The organism is Nocardiopsis sp. NPDC055879, from assembly GCF_053615935.1.
This window is the reverse complement of record NZ_JBSHCT010000006.1, coordinates 280,505-300,176: the sequence shown is the minus strand read 5'-3', so window position 1 is coordinate 300,176 and position 19,672 is coordinate 280,505. Positions and strand designations below refer to the sequence as shown.

The window sequence follows — 19,672 nt, the reverse complement described above, 5'->3', positions numbered from 1 at the left end:
GGGGCGCGCCCGTAGGACTTCATTCCCGCCAGGAAGAACCCGTCCTCGGGGTGGGAGAGCTCGGCCGCGCCGTGCGGGTAGACGGTGCCGCAGGAGTGCCGGTTGGGGTCGATGAGCGGGGCCAGCTCCACCGGCGCCTGGAGAGTGGGGTCCAGACCAAGACGCACCTCGGACAACAAGGACAGGTCGGGCCGGAACCCGGTCAGCGCCACGATCTCGTCCACCGGCTCCAGCTCGCGACCGTCCTCGCCCACCAGGACCAGGCGGTCCTCCACCGATCGCACCTGGGCGGTACGGAAACCGGTCACCACCTCGACGTGTCCCGCCTCGACGGCGGCGCGGGCTCGCCGGCCCAGGGCACCTCGTTCGACGAGCCGGTCGGCCGTGCCCCCGCCGAAGGCGTCCCCGACCTCACCGCGACGCAGTACCCACACCGCCTTCGTCCCCGGGCTCTCCTGGGCCATCGCGGCCAGGGCCACCAGCGCGGTCAGCGCCGAGTGCCCGCGCCCGACCACGGCGGTGGTCCGTCCGGCATGACGGATCCGGATCTTCTCCTCACCAAGGTCGGGGATCCGGTAGGAGATCCGCTCGGCCGCGGCGGCCTCGCCCAGTGCGGGCAGGCCGTCACCGCCCACCGGGTTGGGGGTGCGCCAGGTGCCGGAGGCGTCCACGACCGCATGGGCCGACAGCCGCTCCTGGCCATCACGGGTTCGCACGTGCACGATGAAGGGCTGCTCGGCGCGTCCGGCGTCCACGACGCGGTCCCGACCGAGACGGCTCACCCCGGTCACCTCGGCGCCGAAGCGGACCCGGTCGCCGAGGGCCTCGGCCAGGGGAGCGAGGTAGTCCTCGACCCACTCGCGGCCGGTCGGGTACCCGTCGTCGTCCGGGCGTCGCCAACCGGAGACGGCGAGTAGCTTCTCCGCCGCCGGATCGACCAGGTCGCGCCACTTCGAGAAGAGCCGCACGTGCCCCCACTCCGACACCGCCGCCCCGGCCGTGTCACCCCTTTCCAGGATCAGGACCGGAAGGTCGCGGGTCACGAGTTCCGCTGCTGCGGCCAGTCCTGCGGGTCCGGCTCCGATCACCACGACGGGACGTTCGTCGGCCATGACTCACCTCTTTCATCGATTTTTGTCTATGGACCGTGACTTTATCGATAATCATCGATGGACACAACCATTGATCGTCGTCGATAATGAGGACATGACCCTTGTGCCTCTCGAACACACCGAACGTTCGCTTCCCTCGGTCGACGCCGAGACCTACGCCGCCTGGTTCGCCTGCCTGGCCGAACCGATGCGAGTGCGTCTCCTGCACGCCATCGCCACCGGCCCCGGCTCGGTCAGCGTGGGGGAACTGGCCGGGCTCGTGGGCGTTCGCCAACCCACCGTCTCCCACCACCTGCGCAAACTCGCCGACGTGGGCTTCGTGACCCTCACCAAGGTGGGCACCTCCACCCGGGTCGCCATCAACCCCGCCTGCTGCACCGGACTGCCCCACGCCGCCGACGTGGTGATGGGCGTACTCAACGCCCGACCGTGCTGTCCCACCGACCTGCCCGCCGACGTCTCCAGCCGTGCCATGACCGACACGGACCTGGAGACGGTTCGGGAGATCTACGCCCAGGGCATCGCCACCGGGCACGCCACCTTCGAGACCGAGGTACCCGACGCCGAAGCCCTGAGGGACAAATGGATCGACGGGCACCGCTGGGTCGCCGAGGCCGATGGAAGGGTGGTCGGCTGGGCCGCGGCCGCACCGGCCTCCGGCCGAGCGGTCTACGCCGGGGTGGCCGAGGCATCGGTGTACGTCGCCGAAGACGCGCGTGGACGCGGTGTGGGCAAGGTCTTGCTCCACCGCCAGGTCACCGAGGCCGACACCGGCGGTCTATGGACACTCCAGACCTCGATCTTCCCCGAGAACCGAGCCAGTCTGGCCCTGCACCACCAGGCGGGCTTTCGCACCGTGGGCGTGCGCGAGCGGATCGCCCGACTCCACGGCCGATGGCGCGACACCGTCCTGTTGGAACGTCGTGGCGGCGCGGGATCGGACACGGACACGGAGGCCTCCCGCGCCGACGACGCGGACCGCTCGACCGTCTGATCGAGTCACCCCACGCCGGAGCGCCCCGTCACGCGGCCGGGTGAGCCTGCGCCGACCGGTGTCCACACGGAACGGAGGGGTTCCTTCGAGAACCCTCGCACGGTCAGTGGTAGTCGAAGGCCCGGTCCCAGTCCTCGTCGGCGCCGAACAGGCTTCGCGGCTTGACGAAATCGTCGGTGCGGCTCAGGACGGACTCCGGCACGAGTTCTCCCTGGGCCCTGCCGCGGACCCGGCACTCCACTCCCAGCGCGGCGCGCAGGGCGTCCTCCAATTCGGCGGCCGCCCGGTCCGCGTGCTCGGGCACCGCCTCCGCCTCCACCTCCAGGTGGTCGGATGTGGTGCGGGCCCGCCAGAAGAGGACACCGTAGCGCTCCGGGAGCGAGAAGACCGCGGCCTCCAAGCGGGACTGGGACACCTGGGCGACCCCGGTGCCGCGCACCTCGGCCTCCCGGCCCAGCACCTCGACGGTCGGCAGCCACCAACCGCACTCGCACGCCTCCTCGCGGATCCGCACCCGGTCCGCCAGGTCGTAGCGCACAAGGGGCATCGCCTCGCGGTAGAGCGTGGTGATGACCAGGTGGCCCATGCCGGTGCGCGAACTGCGACCCGTGGCCGGGTCGTACACCTGGGGGAGGAACCGGTCCGCCCACAGGTGCAACCGCCCTTGGGGGCACTCTCCCGCCAGCGAACCGGTCTCGGTGGACCCGTAGTCCTGGATCACGGGGATCCCACCCCACAGACGACTGATGGCCGCGCGGCGGGCCGGGGTCAAGGACTCACCGGCCACGAGCAGGGAACGCAGGGACGGGAAGTCCCGTCCCGGGTCCATCCCGGCGAATCGGGCCGCCGCGCCCCACAACAGGCACTCGGTGGGCAGGCTCCAGGCCACGGTGACGTCGAGGTCGCGCAGTAGGCGGACGACCCGGGCACCGGTCACCACGAGGGTCCGGTTGTCGGCGGGCACCACGGTCGCGCCCCGTGCCCTGGCCGCCCGGTGCGCCTGGTGGCCGGTGGTGAGCATGGCGTAGGGCGTGCGCACCATGACGGTGTCGGCCGGGCCCAGGCCCACCCGGCTGCGGGCGAACCGGTCGGCCACGTCCTCCCAATCGCCGTCGGTGAAGTACGAGGCGGTCGGAGCACCGGAGGTGCCGCTGGACTCGTGGTAGGTGGCCAACCGTTCCCGCTCCACGGCCAGCAGACCGAAGGGGTAGGCGTCGCGCAGGTCCGACTTGCCGGTCACCGGTAGGTCCGAGAGGTCGTCGATCCCGGTCATCGAGGACGGGGTACGGAGTCGCCCTTGGTGGAAAGGCGTTCTGAGCGCCCGCTCCAGGGTCCACGCCACCCGTTCCTCCTGGAGCCGGTGGAGTTCGTCGAAGCCGCGCCAGTCCCCCAGAACGGGTAGGTCGCGTGCGAGTGCGGTCCTCACTTGGTCTCCTCGTCGATCAAGCGGTGGGCGTTGGTCCAGAGCACCCGGCGCGACACGTCCTCGGGAAGGTCCAGGAGCCGGTATTTGACCAGTTCGGCTTCGGGGTGCTGGAGCGGGTACTCACTGCCGAACAGCACGCGGTCGGGACCCAGACGCTCCAACGCCGCTCGGATCACCGCGGTGTAGCCGCCGGAGGTCTCCAGGAGGATGTCGGGATCGGGCGCGATCTGGTCGATCCCGTGCAGGTCCATGTCCCCGACGCCCGCGTGTCCGAGCACGAACACCGTCCCGGGGAATCGCCCGGCCAACCGGACCAGGTCCGCCACGCCGAACCCGGGGCGGCCCAGACAGTGCAGGTAGACGTGGTGTCCGACCTGTGCGGCGACCTCCACCAGCGCCTCCGTCCGAGGGTCGTCCAGAGCGACCCCGTGTACGCCCGGCGCGAGTTTGAGCCCCCGGAACCCGGAGGCCGCCTCACGGTAGGGCGCGGGGCCGCCGTGCGGGTTCGCGAAGAAGAGGGGGATGAGCCGCCCCCGCGCCGTCTTCGCGGCGGACAGCACGGTTTCGTTGTCGGCGTCGTTCAGACTCTGCCCGCCCTGGGCGATCTGGCGGGACAGCACGTCCGGGTCGACCACGCCGCCCGCCACCACGATGGTTCGGTCGATCCCGCAGGAGTCCATGGTGGCCAGCAGCCGTTCGGTGGCCCCCGGAACGGGGGCCAGGTGCGCGTGCGCGTCGAAGATCCTCCCGGTCATGGTGCCCCCGCATTCCCTCGGGCGGAGGTCAGGTCGAGCACGAACCGGTACCGGGCCTTCTTGGCCGCCGTCCGCGCGAAGGCCTCGCCGATCCGCTCCACGGGCACGGTCTCCACCTCGGCCGTGATCCCATGTCGTGCGCAGAAGTCGAGCATCTCCCGGGTCTCGGCGATCCCGCCGAACATCGAGGAGGTCAGCGCGGCCCTGCGGCCGGCCAGGAGGACACCGACCACCGGTGGGGTCGGGCCGAGCGAGCCCATCAGCGCGTACGTGCCGTCGCGGCGCAACAGTTCCAGGTAGGGGTTCAGGTCGTGGGGCGTGCCGATGGTGCTCAGCAGCAGGTCGAAACCGCCGGACCAGCGCTCCATCGCCTCCCGGTCGGTGGACACGAGCACGTCGTTCGCGCCGAGCCGGAGGGCATCGTCGCGTTTGTCGGGCGAACTCGTGATCGCCACCGTCTCCGCGCCCAGAGCCGACGCCATCCGGAGGCCGAGGTGCCCCAGACCGCCGATACCGATGACCCCGACGCGGGTGCCCGGGCCGGCCCCATGGCGGCGCAGCGGCGAGTACACGGTGATCCCCGCGCACAACAGCGGCGCGGTCCCGGCGGGGTCGAGGCCCTCCGGGAGGGGGAGGACGAAGCCCTCCGAGACCACGATGGTCCCCGAATAACCGCCCAGGGTGATCTGGCCCGTGGCCGGATCCTTGGAGTTGTAGGTTAGTACGGGACCCCGGGCGCAGTACTGCTCCAACCCCTCGGAACAGGAGGGGCAGTCGCCGCAGGACCCCACCATGCATCCGACGCCGACCAGGTCTCCGGGAGCGAGGTCACCGGACCCGGACCGGACCTCGCGCACCCGGCCCACGATCTCGTGGCCGGGGACCATCGGGTAGTGGGAGTTGCCCCAGTCGTCGTCGACCTGGTGGATGTCCGTGTGGCAGACGCCGCAGTACAGGATGTCGATGACGACGTCCCCCGGGCCGGGGTCACGGCGCGGTACGTCCATCGGTTCCAGGGGGCCACCGGGGACGGTCGCCCCCCAGCCGGTCGTGTGGATCATTCTCGTCCCTTCGTGTTCGCGCGCCACCCGGTGCCGTGCCGTGTCCCGGCGATCGGCTCAGGCATGGCGCAGGCCCTTGCTGCGCATCAGGAACTCGCCCAGGTAGCCGTCGTGCGGGACGCCCGGCACCGTCCAGTGGGTCGGATGCGCCCCGACGTAGACGTTCCTGACGGTCGGCTCCGACATCAATCGGTCGATGAGCCGTTCGTCGTCGGTCACGGCGGTGAGCGCCAGGGTGTCGCGGAGCGGGGCCATGCCGTCAGAGCGCGACCAGGGCGCCACCCACACGCAGGGGAAGGGCAGCTCGGTCCGGTGCTGCGGGGCGTCGGCACCGTCCAGGCTGTGCACCGCCGGTCGCAGGCAGGCGCTGCCGTCGCCGATGTCGGCGACCACGTCCTCCCCATGTGAGACCGCGTCGGCGGCCCTGGCCGCCAGATGCCCGGCCAGTGCTCGCGCGGTGGCCACCGGCCGGACCGGCAGGACCGCGTCCTCGGCGTCCGGCGGCAGTACCGGGAGCCCGCGCAGTCGAGCGGCGATCATCCGTGCCAGGGGTCGAGGGTCGCCCTCGACGAACACGGAGGTGGCGTTGACGCACGCGGTTCCGCCCTGGTGGAGGACCGAGTCCACCACCGTGTCCAACACGGTCGCGGCCGAGTGGTCCTTGGTGATGAGGACCTTGGAGCGACCAGGCCCTTGGGCCAGCACGCGGGGGTCTGCGCGATGGCGGTCCACGACGTCGTCGCCGCCGTAGACCATGGCCAGATCGGCGTCGCGGATCAAGGTGTCGGCGACCCCGTGTTCGCACGGGAGCAGGGCCACGTGGTCCTGGGGGAACCCCGCGGTGCGCAGGGCCTGGACCAGCCGTTGCGGGGTGAACGGCTCCCGGCGGGACGGGCGCACCGCGACCCGGTAGCCCAGGGCCAGGGCCTCCAACCACTGCGCGTGCACGCCCGGGTGGTTGCCCGGCGCGTGAACGGCCAGCACGCCGCCGCGCCGGGACCACAGTGCCCCGCCCGCGCGGGCCGAAGGGGAGCGCCAGTCGTCCACCGCTCCTTGGGGGCGGGCCGCGTGGGCGGCCCGGTGAGCCTCCAGCGCGGCGTTCGCGATGGATCGAGTGGTCGCGCGCACGGCCGGTAGGGGGGTTCCCGAGACACGGGCGACGAGGCGTTCGTATTCCTGCGTGGGGACACCGCCGACCGGGGTCGAGGCGAAGGCCCTTCCCGCCCGCTCCAGCGCGGCGATCCGTTCGTCGGACGGCAGCGGGACGGCCGCGCGCAGGGCGTTCACGGCGCGGTGCGCGAACAGTTCCGACACCAGCGCGAGTTCGGCGACCCGGGTTCCGGTCACGTCCTCGACGGCACTGCGCCTGGTGGGGCGGTAGGGGCCGGAGGGGCCCAGGGCGTCCAGGTAGAGGGTGTCGGACATTGGTATCAGTACACCCCTTCGATCGCGGCCCGGCCATCGAAGGAGGCCAAGGGCTCGACGTCGCCGAGTGAGTCGCCGACCTGCCCCTCCCGGGGCCGGACCCGCAGGGCCGTGTCGCGTTCGAGGTTGTTCACCAGCAGCATCGTCTTGCTGACGTGGTTCATCACCACCTGGCCGCGTTCGCCATAGGGGACCTCGGCCCCCGTCTCCGGGTCGACGACCCGGAAGGACATGTACGGGGAGAAGGGGTCGAAGACGCTCACCCCTTCGGTGCCGGGGCGCTCGTCCACACCACCGAGGATCATCGTGCTTCCATAGCCCCCGGAGAGTTCCACCTCGGGGAAGACCTCGTCGCGCAGAAGGTCACGGGTGTCGGGATCCATGTGGGCCCCGCTCCATCGGATCAGCCGGACGTTCTTGTTCACCAGCGCGGTCAGGCGGGCGTCACGGGCGATGCGTTCCAGGAGCGGCGGGGTGGCCACCAGCACCCCCACGTCCTGGGTGGCGAGGATGTGTCCGGCCTGTTCGAGCAGGTGTTCCGTATAGCGGGCGGCCTCCTCCGTGCGCCCCTGCGCGACACATTTCTTGACCCACCGTGGATCGAAGTCCACGGTGAACAGCAAACCGCCTCGGGCCCGGGCCTGCCGGGCGATGATCTCGCCGAACATGTGGGGTCCGGCCGGTGCCAGGGCCAACCAGTTGAGGCCCTCCGGGTGTCCGCGTTCGTTCATGTTCCGCAGCGACCAGGCGACCGACCGCTCCAGCCAGTCGTCAGTGAACACGACGCGCTTGGGTGCCCCGGTGGTGCCCCCGCTCTCGTAGACCCGTACTCGTCCGGAGGAGTCCCCGTAGCCCCGCGGGACCAGGTCCTCGACGCGGGTCTCACGCAGTTCGTCCACGACGTTGGGGAACAACCGCAGGTCGTCGAAGGTGTGCACGTCCCGTACCGGGTCGAAGTCCAGGGAGCGGGCGCGCCGCAGCCAGAACGGCGATCCCGTACGGGGGTCGAAGTGCCAGCGCAATGCCGCTCTGAGCAGCTCCTCGGGTTCGGGGACCCGGTCCGGTGGGCAGTCGAGAACCGGATGCTCGTTCGCCAGCATGCATACCCTCCACTGGGGTCGTCGGGATCGGCCTCCAGCATGGGGATCCCGGCTATCGGACGCCTTAGCGACCGATATCGACCTCAGGGTCACTCCTGGAGGACGCGCACGGTCCCCTCCTCGGCCAGTGGGGCGTAGTGTTCGGCGAAGAGTCTCCCGACGAGTTCGCCGCGGCTGGAGGCACCGGTCTTGGCCAGGACCGCCTTGATGTGGTCCCGGACCGTGTGGGGTGACAGGTAGAGCCGTGTGGCGATCTCCGCCGTGGGCAGGCCGCGGGAGAGGAACCCGGTGATCTCCAGTTCCCGGTGGGAGAGCTCGTAGGCCTCCAACAGCAGTGGGGCGATCTCGGAGGCCTTCGCCCTCTCGATGACCACGGCCGATCCGCCCCGGCGGCCCTCCGGTGAGCGCAGGCACGAGGCGTGGCACACCAGCCAGCCGCCCGAACGCGTGCGGGTCCGGATTCGTGTGCTCCCCGTGCCGCGCTGCTCGGCGACCGCTTGGGCGTGTGCCGCGGTGCTGTGGATCCACTCGGGCAGGCGCAGCCCCCAAGAAGTGTCCGTGGAGGGGCCGGTGGGCAGTGTGGCGAGGTGGTGGCGGGCCTCGTCGTTGACGGAGAGCAGGGCGCCCGCGGGATCGAAGACCAGCAGACCGGGGCCGGTGTCCCCGCCGGTGTCCGTGCTCCCGGCGGGGGCGGTGTGGGTACGGCGCAGGCGCTTGGCCAGCGGCACCGACAGTCCGGCGGCCAGCAGGGTCTCCGCGGGTGTGAACGCGGGACGGCCGCTCTCGCGCAGCAGGCTGATGTGTCCGTGCGGGCGTCCGCCGGCGCGCAGGACCACTCGTAGCTCGTCGCCGTATCCGTGCGGTCGCATGAAGTGGCGGTACACGGAACTGTGCTCCGGCGCGTCCCCGGTGCTCTCACGCAGGGCCGCGGCGGGGACGGGGGAGCGCGCCAGGTCGGTGAAGCGGTTGACCCGTTCCTCGAAGAGTTCCAGGCGCCAGTAGGTGCCGCATTGGCCCTCCTGGAGGTTTTCGACCCGGATGGGCGCGGTCACCAGTCCGGTGTCCGGGTCGGTGGCCCGCCACACCGCGGCGTCGAAGGGCACGAGTCTTCGTAGCCGGGCGGAGACCGTCTCGAACAGCGCCTGGGCGTCGGGTGCGGCACCGATGAGGTCGAGCAGGGCGCTGTGCCGGTGCTGGATCTCCGGTGGGGTGAGGGCGGGCATTTCTCGATCCTTCCGTTCCGGACGGCGCTTTCGACGATAACACGCATCGTCGCCGGTGAGCTTGTAATACGCAGAATCCACCATCTGCGGGATTGACTTGCCAGGAGATTCCGTATAAAGGATATCGAGAGGCCGTGTACGTGCAGGTGAGGATGGTCCTCAGGGTTCTTCGGAGATGTCGCTGATATTTCCCGGGGTGCTTGCCGTGGCCGGATTCGGACAATTATTATTCCGTTCATTTCTGTGTCCGTCCCGGGTGGTAGCTTCTGGTCGGTGAACCGAACGGAGGTCGGTTGCCATGATTCGGGGAGAGCAGGTCCGAGGGGCATTGCACTTCATGTCCAGGCGAGTCGACCTCCGCTGCTGAAGTGCTGATCCATCGGAAACGGTGGGCCGGACGACGGGGAGCCCCGTTCTTCGGGTCAATGCGCGTGAGCGATGCGTCCCAGTCCCGCCATGAGAGGACCAGTCATGAACACGACTCCGTACTATCGACTTCTCGGACCACTCTCCGTGATGATGCAGGGAAAGGAGGTGCCCATTAAGGGGAAACGACATAAGGCACTCATGGCGGTTCTCCTCCTAGAGGCCAACAATGTCGTCGACATCGAATCCCTCATCGACGCGATGTGGGGTGAATCACCGCCCATGACGGCCAAGAGTCAAGTGAGAATATGTGTTTCGGAATTGCGTCGAAGATTCTCCCTGTCCGGGGAGTGGGCGGGTATCGAGACACACCCCTCCGGCTACCTGCTGCGCGTGCCCGACGGCACGTTCGACCTGTTTCGGTTCACCGGTCTGGTGCGTGAGGGGCGACGTGCCGCGGACGTCGGTCACACGGAGTCCGCGGCCGCCGACCTGCGTGCCGCACTGGACCTGTGGCAGGGCCCCATCGCCCCGGGCGTGGAGAGCCTGCTCGTGCGCTCGGCGGCCGCACGGTACGAGGAGGACCGGCTCACCGTGCTGGAGGAGTACTTCGACCTGGAACTGCTCGTGGGAAATCACAGCCGGGTCGTCGGTGAACTCACCCGAGAGGTCTCCCAGAACCCCTTCCGGGAACGGATGTGCGGGCAGTTGATGCTCGCCCTCTACCTCTCCAATCGCCAGGTCGACGCACTGAGCCTCTTCCAGAGCACGCGCAGACGTCTGGTCGACGACCTCGGACTGGAACCGAGCCGTGCCCTGCGCGACATCGAGGACGCCATCCTCAGCGGGGCGGTCGCCCCGCTCCCCGACGCCCGCTTCCGCGCCAAGGTCCTGTCTCCCCTCAAGTGAGGGATGGGATCGGCGCATCCGCCTCGGAAGACTCGTCGGTACACGATGACACCCTTCCGAAGGAGGACGTCCCACCATGTCCAGTTCCCTCTCCTCCGGCACGGCGCCCCGGGTCGCGCCCGCCGGCACGGCCTCACTCACGGAGCGGATCCAGGGGTCCGTGCTGTTGCCGGGCCAGGGCGGCTATCGGGAGGAGAAGGCGGTCTACAACACCGCCCTCGAACACCGGCCCGCACTCGTCGTGGCGGCGGCCTCGGCCCAGGACGTCCGGACCGCCGTCGCGTTCGCGGCCGAACACGGCATGGACGTGGCGGTCCAGGCGACGGGCCACGGGGCCGCCGCCCCCGCGATCGACACCCTCATGATCAGCACCCGCCGGATGAGAGGGGTGGAGATCGACCCCGACAGGCGTACGGCGCTCGTCCAGGCGGGTGCCCTCTGGCAGGACGTGATCGACGCGGCGGCCCCGCACGGACTGGCCCCGCTCAACGGGTCCTCGCCCGGGGTCGGCGTCGTGGGCTACACACTCGGTGGCGGACTGGGGCTGATGTCCCGCACCCACGGTTACGCCGCCGATCACGTCCTGAGCATCGACCTGGTCACCGCCTCGGGGGAGGAGACCACCGCGACGCCGGATCGGCATCCCGACCTCTTCTGGGCGCTGCGAGGGGGGAAGGGGAACTTCGGGGTGGTCACCGCCATGGAGTTCGGTCTCTTCCCCGTGCCCAACGTGTACGCCGGGGCGCTGATCCTGCCCGGTCGATCCGCGTCGGAGGTCATGCTCGCCTGGCGGGCGTGGACCGCGGACTGCCCAGAGGAGATGACCTCCTCCCTGGCCCTGCTCCGTCTCCCGGACGCGCCGCCGATCCCGGAACCGCTGCGGGGACGGCTCTCCGTCGCCCTGCGGTTCGTTCACCTGGGCTCCCCCCAACAGGGCGAACGGCTGGTGGCGCCGTTCCGGGCGATGGAGCCGATCGTCGACACCGTCCGCGAGATGTCCTACACCGACATCGCCTCTGTTTACAGCGACCCGGTCGCCCCCACCCCCTACCGCCAACGCTGCATCATGCTCGACGATCTCGGGGACGACGGGGTTCGGGCCATGGTGGAGCTGGCCGGTCCGGACTCCGACTGCACGGACATGATCGTCGAACTACGCCACCTGGGCGGTGCGCTGTCCCGACCGCCCAGGGTCCCCAGCGCCGTCGGCCGCAGGGACGCGGCCTTCACACTGACCACGCTCTCGGAGGTCCCCGCGGGCGCGGGGCCGGGAGCGGACCCGGGTGAGGGCGCCCTACTGGAGAGGATGCGCGTCCACTACGCGGGCCGCCGGTTCATCAACTTCCTCAGCGGTCCCGACGCCTCCGACCTCACTCGTGAGGCGTTCGACGCCGACACCTACTCCCGGCTCGTGCGCGTGAAATCCCATTACGACCCGAACAACATCTTTCGAGCCAACCACAACATCGCCCCGGAGCCCGACCATGTCTGAGACCTCACCCCGCCGTCCCGACACCGCACTCGCGCCCACCGCGTCCCCGTCTCCCGCAGGTGCGCCGGCCGGGGGCGATCCCGGAATCAGCGCCCGCTCGGCGGGCCTGCGGCTGGCCCTGTTGTTCGGCCCGGCGGTGTTCGGGGTCACCGCCGCGGGGGTCGCGCTGCCCGAGGTCTCCGCGGCGCTGGGAGCCCCACCCTCCTCCGTCGTCTGGGTCCTGACCGCCCACGCGCTCGCCCTCGGCGTGGGCACGGCCCTGTTCGGGCGCCTGGCCGACTCCCTGGGGGCCCGGCGCACCCTCCTCATCGGAGCGGTGCTCCTCGTCGTGGGCACGGTGGTCTGCCTGGTGGCGCCCGCCCTCGGGGTCGTGGTGGCCGGGCGTTTCGTGCTGGCGGCGGGCTCCGGAGCGATGAGCGCCGTCGCCCTGGCCCTGGCGGCCTCCTCGCCACCGGACCGACGGCCCGCCGTGCTGATGATCTTCGGCGCCGCGATGGCGTTCTTCGCCGCGGGGGCGACCCTGGCGGGCGGTGTCGTGACCGCCGGGCTGTCCTGGCGGGTCACCCTGGTCCTGCCCGCGCTGTCCCTGGCCGCGGTACCGCTGTGTCTGCGTTTGGCCTCCACCCGTACGGGGTCCGGTAGGCCCATGGACCTGGCCGGTGCCGGGTTGCTCACCCTGGCGGCGGGCTCCCTGCTGGTGCTCATTCAGGCTCCGGCGCTGTCCCTGCCCCCCACCGCGCTGATGGTGACGGCGATTCTGGGCCTCCTCGGTGCCGGGCTGCTCGTCGCGCGCACCGTTCGGCGCACGGATGGTTTCATCCCCGCGAGTCTGGTGACCAGTGGCCCCTACCTCCTGGCCGTCGCCGTGGGCTCCGGGGTCTACGCGGGGCTGTTCGCCGCGATGTTCGGCGTGCCCCGGATCCTGTTCGATGACTACGACTGGTCCGTCCTGGAGGTCGGTCTGTGGCTGCTGCCGGGTGCCGTGGTGGCGGCCGTCCTCTCCCGGCTGGCGGGCCGCCGGGGAACCTCGGCCGGAGTCTTCCTGGTGACCGGTACCGCCCTGGCCGGCGCCCTGCTGCTGGGTGCGTACGCCCTGGTCGGCGGTGGCCCCGTGTTTCTGGTGCTGGGGGCGTCGGGGGCCCTTGCCGCCTTCGCCGTCACACAGGTGGTGATGACCGGGTTCGTGTCGCCGCGTATCCCGCTTCCACAGCGGGGGGCGGGGATGGGCCTCCTCAACCTCACCTTCTTCCTGGGCGGGGCCGTCGGCTCCGCGGCGGCGGGGGCCCTCTCCGGGGTTCTCGGCCCGGCACCGGGGCTGGCCGCGGTTATGGTCCTGCCCTTCCTGTCGGGGCTGGTCGCCCTGGCGTTGACCCGCTTCGGTGACCCGCGGGACTGACCCCGAAACTCCCGAACCGCGTCCTCCCGGCCCGCGACCGCCACCCGTGGTCGCGGGTCGACTCGTTCCCGGGCACGCCATATCCCGCCGATACGGGTGCGATACGGCCGGTGGCCAGCATGGGACCGCGGGCACCCCGCCCGCGACGACGAGGAGGTTTTCCGTGAGACGGAGAGAGCTGCTGAAGTGGACGGCGGGCGCCACGGTGATGGCGGGGTTACCGGTCGCCCTGGTCCTGCGCGACCCCGAAACGTTCGCCGGTTCCGCGAGCGGCGAGTACACCGAGACCTACCAGGGGCGCGAGATCCGTGTCACCACGGTGTCCGGGGAGGACGCCGTCTTCGTCGACGGACGCCGCCTCCACCTCATGAAGTTCGCCGACGACGCCTACCTCAGCTCCATGTGCCACTACCGAATGGCCCCGAACCCACTGGACGCGGCGCGTACCGCGGTGCGGGAGCTGCGCGGGGCCGACCTGCTACCGATCGGGCACGCGGGCCACAACTGAGGGGGACGGACATGGCGCACGTTCGCAAGAACCACCTGGACATGACCGACGGTGAGAGGCGCGCGTTCATCGACGCCGTCCTCGAACTCAAGCGCAGAGGCGTCTATGACGAGTTCGTACGGTTGCATATCCGGATGAACTCGTCCGACTACATCAATAAGGACGACGGGCCCCGCTACGGCCACATCAACCCGGGTCTGATGCCCTGGCACCGCCAGTACCTGCTGGAGTTCGAGAAGGCCCTCCGGTGGGTGGACCCATCGGTGGCCCTGCCCTACTGGGACTGGACGACGGACCGCGAGGTCGACTCACCACTGTGGGGTGAGGATTTCCTGGGCGGGAGCGGCCGCCCCGGCGACGGCAGGGTCACCACCGGGCCGTTCGCCTTCGCCAACGGATGGCGGATCAACACCAGCGTCCTGCCCGACGGGCCCGAGGACCCGTGGCTGGAGGGCAACTACACCCACGACGACCGCCCCTACCTCATCCGTGACCTGGGCGGGCTCGGTGAGCTTTCCACCGCGCAGGAGTTGGAGGAGACGCTGGCCCTGCCCGTCTACGACTCCCCGCCCTGGAACCACACGGCGGGCTACGAGCCGCCCTTCGAGAGCTTCCGCAACCACGTGGAGGGCTATGCGATGTTCCCGTGGGAGGAGAACATCGGAAAGCTGCACGGTTCGGCCCACGTGTGGGTGGGCGGCCACATGCTCTACATCGGCTCGCCGAACGACCCCGTCTTCTTCCTACACCACGCGTTCATCGACAAGCTGTGGGCGCTCTGGCAGGAGGAACATCCGGACGTCCCCCACTACCTGCCGGAGGAACCCACCCCCGGGGTGCCGTCCCTGCACACCCTGTTGGCGCCCTGGAACACGATGACCCCGGCCGACCTGGTCGACCACACCCCGTTCTACACCTACGACGTGTGAACCCGGACCACCCGGCACACGGGCCGGCGCCGCCGGGACACCCGTCCCGGCGGCGCCTCGTCGTCCGCGACCTACTTCTCCAGGCAGAACTCGTCGATCGGGTAGCCGACGTGGCGGTCCTGGACCGGAAGGTATCCCATCACCCGATCCCCGGGCTTGAGTTCGGTGCTGTTGAGCACCGCTCCACCCGGACCCAGCACACGCACGTGCCAGTCGTCCTGGAGGATCAGGTTCACCGACCGCCCGTCGGTGGACACCGCGTTGACCGAGATCAGCGGACGCGACTCGATCTTGACCCGGCCGACCGTCACCAGGCGGGTGCGGCCCTCGACGTCCACGGCCATCACCTTGCTGCCCGCCTTGAGCTCGCTCAGGTAGTTGGTGCGGCTGTCCTTGGACAGCGTGTAGGAGTGGATCGCGCCCGCGTTGACCCGGAAGGGGCGGGTCGGCATGTAGGGCAGGGGGTGGGTCTCACTCACACACAGGATCATCCCCTTGGAGTGCGATCCGACGAGGATTCCCTCGTCCTCGCGGAAGTGGGTGCAGGTGTCCACGCACGCGCGCTCACCCATACCGATGTGCTCCGTGCCGGTGATCTCCAGTTCCGCCAGCTCCAGGTCGGGGGTCTCGGTCTCGGCGGAGGCCCGGAGCGCGGCGGCGTCGCCCACCGCGCGCGGTGCCATCATGACCCCGTCCGAACCCAGTTCGAGGACACCGAAGATGATCTCCGCCTCCTCGATGTCCCGCGCGATCGTGATGATGCTGCCCGAGGCGCCCGCGGCCGCGGCGATGACGATCTCCAAGGGGATCTTGGTCGGGTCTCGGAACAGCAGGACACTCCAGGGCTCGGTTCGAGCGGACTGGCAGGCCTTCTCCAGGGTCTCCGCGTCGATGATCTCGACGAACCGGCCGAACTCCACCTCGGGGTGGAGCAGGGACAGCTCCGCCGGGGTGCCGTGCCGTTCGGGGTCGACGATGACCACGTCGGCTCCGCCGAAGTCCTCCGGCAACGGACTATTCAGCGAGAGCAGCACCTTGGTCACGGTCGGCGGTAGGTCGGCGAAGCCCGCCGGGTCGTCGGAGACGAGTCCGTCGACCCTGTGGTGCAGGGCCTCTTGGACCACGGCGGCGGTGGTCTCTCCGGTGCCGCGGATGTCGAGCCAGGTCAGCTTCACGGGACAACTCCTCAAGGGTCGTGCTCTTTTGGGGTGGAGGGGGATGAGTGACGGGGCGGGGATCGTGGGCGATCGCGGTGGGGTCAGTCGGTGAGGGCCCGAGAGGGGCCCTCCATAGAGCCCTGGGCCAGGTCGAAACGGTTGTGGACACGCCGGGCGACGGCCTCGGCCATCGACCCCGGGTCCGGGGCTTGGAAGATGTTGCGTCCCATGGCGATCCCGGCGGCGCCGCAGGCCATGACGTCGTCGACGTAGCGCAGTACCTCTTCGACGTCCTCGTGCTTGGGGCCGCCGACGGGGACGACCGGGATCGAGGCGGAGGCGACGATCTCGCGCATGCTCTCGACCGAACCGGAATACTCGGTCTTGACCAGGTCGGCGCCCAGGTCCGAGGCGAGCGACACCGCGTGGGAGATCAGCACCGGATCCTGGGGGTCGGCGACCTTGGGGCCCCGCGGGTAGACCATGGCCAGCAAGGGCAGGTTCCAGCGGTCGCAGCTCTCGGACACCAGGGCCAGGTCCGCGATCTGGCGCCGCTCCTCACGGGAGCCCAGGTTGACGTGGACGCTGACCGCGTCCGCTCCCAGGCGGACGGCTTCCTCCACCCCGGCCACCAGGTACTTGGCGTCCGGGTCGTCGGCGTGCATGGTGCTCGCGCTCAGGTGCACGATGAGCGAGGTCCGGGTGAACCAGTCCGAATCAAGGTGGCGCAGGGCGCCCTTGTGCACGACGACCGCGTCCACCTGGTTGGTGGCGAGCTGCCCCACCAGCAGGTTGAGGCGGTTGCCTCCGGTGACGGGACCATTGGTGACGGAGTGGTCCAGTGGGACGACCAGGAGGCGTTGTTCGTCGTGGCGGAAGATGCGTTGGAGACGTAGTCGGCGGGCGAAGGGGGTGTTGTCGGGCATGGCCGGTGTGCCTTTCTGGTCAGGACGTGGTTCCGGGGGGCCGGTGTCCCAGGCGTGCGTCCAGGTCGAACGCGCCGTGCAGGACACGGACCGCCCGGTGGGTCTCGGGCTCGGGGACGGTGGCGCAGATCCTTGACTGCGAGGTGGCCAGCGATCCCACGGGTATCTCCGCGCAGGCCAGGGCGGAGAGCGCGCGTGCTGTGTACTCGGGGCGGCTGAGCAGGCCGGAACCGACGAGGGAGACCTTGCCGACGGCGGGCCCGATCCCCAGGTGGACACCATCACGGCCGACCGTCTCGGCCAGGACGCGGCGCAGTCGCTCGGCGTCCGACCCCCGAAGGGTGATCCCGGAGTGAAAGGTGCCGTCGTCGCGGTGGTCCGCCCAGACCATGTCCACGGGGACCGGCGCCGCGGCGAGTGCGCGGAACAGCTCGACGGTGAGGGCACCGTCGGCCCCGACGATCCGGAGCCGTGCTCGGACGGCCCCCAGTTCGTGGGCGACGGCCCGGACCGCTGGAACGGTCTCGACCATGTCCTTGTCCCCCTCAGGCACGATCCGCGTGCCTCCGTGCTGTTCGGACGCGTTCCTGACCCGGATCTCCACGCCGTGCAGCGCCGCCGTCTCCACGGCCCGGGAGTGCATGACCCGGGCCCCGGCGAAGGCCATCTCGGCCATGGTCGACGCGTGGATCTCGGGGATGAGGCGGGTGTTCGGGCAGACGCGGGGGTCGGCGGTGCGAACCCCGTCGACGTCGGTGTGGATGTCGCAGCTCGCCGATCCGAACGCGGCCGCGAGCGCCACCGCGGTGGTGTCGGAGCCGCCGCGGCCCAGGGTGGTGATGTCGCCGTCGGGGCCGACCCCCTGGAAACCCGCCACCACCGCCACGTGCCCGGAGTCCAGCGCGCGTAGCACGTACTCGGTGTCGATGGCGGTCACGCTCCCCTCGCCGGGGCGGCCCGAGGTCCGGATGCCCCCACGGAGGCCGGACAGGGAGGTCGCCGCCACCCCGCGGGCCTGGAGGGCCATGGCGGTCAGCGCGGCACTGGCACTCTCACCGGTGGCCAGCAACTGGTCCATCTCGCGGCCGGGGGCGGTGGAGCCCACCGAGGCCGCGGTGTCCAGGAGCTCGTCCGTGGTGTCGCCTCTGGCGGAGACCACCACGACCAGGGAGCGTCCCTGCCGACGTGCTCGGCCGACCCGCTCGGCCACCGCCCGCACCTGCTCCGGGGAGGCCAGGGAGCTGCCGCCGAACTTCCAGACCTCGATGCTTCCTGATCGGGTCCGTGATGACTTCGTGGGAAGAGGAGCCTCAAGGGCGGTCACGGTTGATGTCACCACTGCCACCGCCTTCGATCCGTGCGCAGCGCATGCGCCCATGCCTTTCACTACTCGGTTGGGGTCGGCCGGACCTCGCGAGCGGTCGGTCCGACACTCCTCAGCATCGACCCAGGGGTTATCGATGCGTTTATCTTCGGATATCGACCCGTGAGGAATCAGTGGTAGAGGACGGCGCGATCCCAGTCCTCGTGCTCGGCGAAGAGGCTCCGCGGCTTGACCACGTCCTGGGAAGCGGTCAGGAGACTGTGCGGGACCAGTGATCCCGGCACCACGGGGCGCAGGTCCGGCACGATCCCCAGCGCCTCCTGGACCGCCGTGCGCAGCCGGGCCACGGCATCCGCCCGGTGTTCGGGCGCGACCTCGAACTCCATGGTCAGGCCGTCCCTTCCGGCCCGGGCCCGCCAGAACAGCACGCCGTATCGCGCGGGCAGGCCGAACACCGCAGCCTCCAGCTCGTGCTGGGTGACGGGCCTGCCGCCCGCCCTGTACTCCCAGGCGGAGCGGCCCAGGACCCGCACGGTGGGCAGCGGCCACCCGCACGCGCAGTCCGTGTAGGACACCTCGACGTCGTCTTCGAGGTCGTAGCGGAGCAGGGGCATGGCCTCCCGGTAGAGAGGGGTCACCACCAGACGCCCGCGACCCTGCGGTGACGACGCGCCGGTCACGGGGTCGAGTACCTCGAAGAGGACCCGATCCGCCCACAGGTGCATGCTCCCGGCAGGGCACTGCCCGGCGAGGCTACCGGTCTCGGTGGAGCCGAACTCCTCCACCACGGGCACCCCCCAGATCTCGCCGATGCGCCTCCGCCGTTGGGGGGTCAGCGAGTCCCCACCGACGAACAGCGCGCGCAGTTCGGGAAAGTCGGAGGTCGGGTCCAGTCCGGTCGCCCGCGCGGCCGCCGCCCACAACAGCGTCTCGGTCGCCATGGACCAGGTCAGGCTCACCCTCAGGTCCCGGATCACCTCGACGATGCGGGAGAGGGGAGTGGCGAGTGAGCGGTTGTCGCCGGGGACGACGGTGGCTCCGCGGGAGCGCGCGGCCGCGTGGGCCAGGTGGCCGGTGAGCATCAGTGCGTAGGGCGTGCGGACCAGGAAGGTGTCCTCGGCGGTGATGGCCACCCATTTGCGGGCGTACCGCTCGACCAGGTCCTCCCAGTCCTGCTCGGTGTAGAAGGACGGTGTCGCCTGACCGGCGCTCCCGCTGGACTCGTGATAGGTGGCGACGCGGCGCCGGGGCACCGCGAGCATGCCGAAGGGCCGCTGCTCACGCAGGTCCTGCTTGGTGGTCAGGGGAAGGGAGGGCAGATCCACGGAGGTGGGCGGGGCACCCGAGGCGAAGATCCGCTCTTGGTAGAAGGGCGACGCGGAGGCCCACTCCAGGACCTGAGGCAGCCGCTTGCTCTGAAGGGCGGCGAGTTCTTCGGGACTGTTCCAGTGGATCTCGAACGGTGCTTTGACGGTCACGGGGCCTCCTCGGCGCTCTCGCGTTCCGGCCGGCCGGAACCGAGCGGGTGAGGTCCCTCGCCCGGCAGCCGCCGACACAGCGCAATCCTCA

17 protein-coding genes are annotated in these 19,672 nt (G+C 70.4%); 6 read left to right on the top strand and 11 right to left on the bottom strand.

From position 1 onward, the window contains the following. The coding region (locus tag ACWGKS_RS09655) for an NAD(P)-binding domain-containing protein (RefSeq protein WP_452522304.1) at positions 1-1,112 on the bottom strand (1,112 nt) is incomplete at its 3' end. A gap of 94 nt (positions 1,113-1,206) precedes the next feature. Here ACWGKS_RS09655 and ACWGKS_RS09650 point away from each other — a divergent pair. Continuing rightward, positions 1,207-2,106, top strand: a complete 900-nt coding sequence (locus tag ACWGKS_RS09650; protein ID WP_358511240.1) for a helix-turn-helix domain-containing GNAT family N-acetyltransferase — start codon at positions 1,207-1,209, stop codon at positions 2,104-2,106. Between the two features lie 103 nt (positions 2,107-2,209). Here the strand turns inward: ACWGKS_RS09650 and ACWGKS_RS09645 are convergent, their stop codons facing one another. The 6 genes from ACWGKS_RS09645 to ACWGKS_RS09620 form a co-directional block, all read right to left on the bottom strand. Further along, positions 2,210-3,532: a phenylacetate--CoA ligase family protein gene (locus ACWGKS_RS09645; protein ID WP_452522302.1), complete on the bottom strand. Its 1,323-nt coding sequence runs from the start codon at positions 3,530-3,532 to the stop codon at positions 2,210-2,212. Further along, positions 3,529-4,287 carry an amidohydrolase family protein gene (locus ACWGKS_RS09640; protein ID WP_358511234.1) on the bottom strand — a complete coding sequence of 253 codons (759 nt, stop codon included), beginning with the start codon at positions 4,285-4,287 and terminating at the stop codon, positions 3,529-3,531. The genes ACWGKS_RS09645 and ACWGKS_RS09640 overlap by 4 nt, the downstream gene beginning before the upstream one ends. Next, positions 4,284-5,348 (bottom strand): NAD(P)-dependent alcohol dehydrogenase, encoded by a 1,065-nt coding sequence (locus tag ACWGKS_RS09635; protein ID WP_358511231.1) that lies wholly within the window; start codon positions 5,346-5,348, stop codon positions 4,284-4,286. Before ACWGKS_RS09635 ends, ACWGKS_RS09640 begins: the two co-directional genes overlap by 4 nt. Positions 5,349-5,405: 57 nt before the next feature. After that, a complete protein-coding gene (locus ACWGKS_RS09630) occupies positions 5,406-6,773 on the bottom strand; it encodes an aldehyde dehydrogenase family protein (RefSeq protein WP_358511228.1) in 1,368 nt (455 codons plus the stop codon). A gap of 5 nt (positions 6,774-6,778) precedes the next feature. Continuing rightward, positions 6,779-7,873 (bottom strand): AMP-binding protein, encoded by a 1,095-nt coding sequence (locus tag ACWGKS_RS09625; RefSeq protein ID WP_358511225.1) that lies wholly within the window; start codon positions 7,871-7,873, stop codon positions 6,779-6,781. Between the two features lie 89 nt (positions 7,874-7,962). Further along, positions 7,963-9,096: a helix-turn-helix transcriptional regulator gene (locus ACWGKS_RS09620; RefSeq protein WP_358511222.1), complete on the bottom strand. Its 1,134-nt coding sequence runs from the start codon at positions 9,094-9,096 to the stop codon at positions 7,963-7,965. A 438-nt stretch (positions 9,097-9,534) separates the two neighbouring features. On the opposite strand from ACWGKS_RS09620, the gene ACWGKS_RS09615 reads away from it, so the two are divergent. The 5 genes from ACWGKS_RS09615 (at position 9,535) to ACWGKS_RS09595 (ending at position 14,696) form a co-directional block, all read left to right on the top strand. Continuing rightward, on the top strand, positions 9,535-10,371 hold the full coding sequence (locus ACWGKS_RS09615; RefSeq protein ID WP_358511219.1) for an AfsR/SARP family transcriptional regulator: 837 nt from the start codon (positions 9,535-9,537) through the stop codon (positions 10,369-10,371). 76 nt (positions 10,372-10,447) lie between these two features. Beyond that, positions 10,448-11,863, top strand: coding sequence for an FAD-binding oxidoreductase (locus ACWGKS_RS09610; protein WP_358511216.1), 1,416 nt, complete (start codon positions 10,448-10,450; stop codon positions 11,861-11,863). Continuing rightward, positions 11,856-13,259, top strand: a complete 1,404-nt coding sequence (locus tag ACWGKS_RS09605) for an MFS transporter (protein ID WP_358511213.1) — start codon at positions 11,856-11,858, stop codon at positions 13,257-13,259. The genes ACWGKS_RS09610 and ACWGKS_RS09605 overlap by 8 nt, the downstream gene beginning before the upstream one ends. Before the next feature lie 163 nt (positions 13,260-13,422). Next, positions 13,423-13,767, top strand: a complete 345-nt coding sequence (locus ACWGKS_RS09600; RefSeq protein WP_358511206.1) for a tyrosinase family oxidase copper chaperone — start codon at positions 13,423-13,425, stop codon at positions 13,765-13,767. Between the two features lie 11 nt (positions 13,768-13,778). Next, the gene (locus ACWGKS_RS09595; RefSeq protein WP_452522297.1) at positions 13,779-14,696 is read left to right on the top strand and encodes a tyrosinase family protein; all 918 of its coding nucleotides are present in this window, start codon (positions 13,779-13,781) and stop codon (positions 14,694-14,696) included. Between the two features lie 71 nt (positions 14,697-14,767). Here ACWGKS_RS09595 and ACWGKS_RS09590 read toward each other — a convergent pair whose 3' ends face one another. The 4 genes from ACWGKS_RS09590 to ACWGKS_RS09575 all read right to left on the bottom strand — a co-directional run bounded on the left by ACWGKS_RS09590 (position 14,768) and on the right by ACWGKS_RS09575 (position 19,581). Beyond that, the gene (locus tag ACWGKS_RS09590) at positions 14,768-15,916 is read right to left on the bottom strand and encodes a 3-dehydroquinate synthase II family protein (RefSeq protein WP_452522316.1); all 1,149 of its coding nucleotides are present in this window, start codon (positions 15,914-15,916) and stop codon (positions 14,768-14,770) included. 38 nt (positions 15,917-15,954) lie between these two features. Continuing rightward, complete coding sequence (locus tag ACWGKS_RS09585; RefSeq protein WP_358512596.1) at positions 15,955-16,779, bottom strand: 2-amino-3,7-dideoxy-D-threo-hept-6-ulosonate synthase; 825 nt, start codon at positions 16,777-16,779, stop codon at positions 15,955-15,957. Positions 16,780-16,798: 19 nt separating this feature from the next. Next, on the bottom strand, positions 16,799-18,103 hold the full coding sequence (locus ACWGKS_RS09580; RefSeq protein WP_358512593.1) for an aspartate kinase: 1,305 nt from the start codon (positions 18,101-18,103) through the stop codon (positions 16,799-16,801). 170 nt (positions 18,104-18,273) lie between these two features. Beyond that, positions 18,274-19,581 carry a phenylacetate--CoA ligase family protein gene (locus tag ACWGKS_RS09575; protein WP_358512590.1) on the bottom strand — a complete coding sequence of 436 codons (1,308 nt, stop codon included), beginning with the start codon at positions 19,579-19,581 and terminating at the stop codon, positions 18,274-18,276. Positions 19,582-19,672 lie beyond the last annotated feature (91 nt).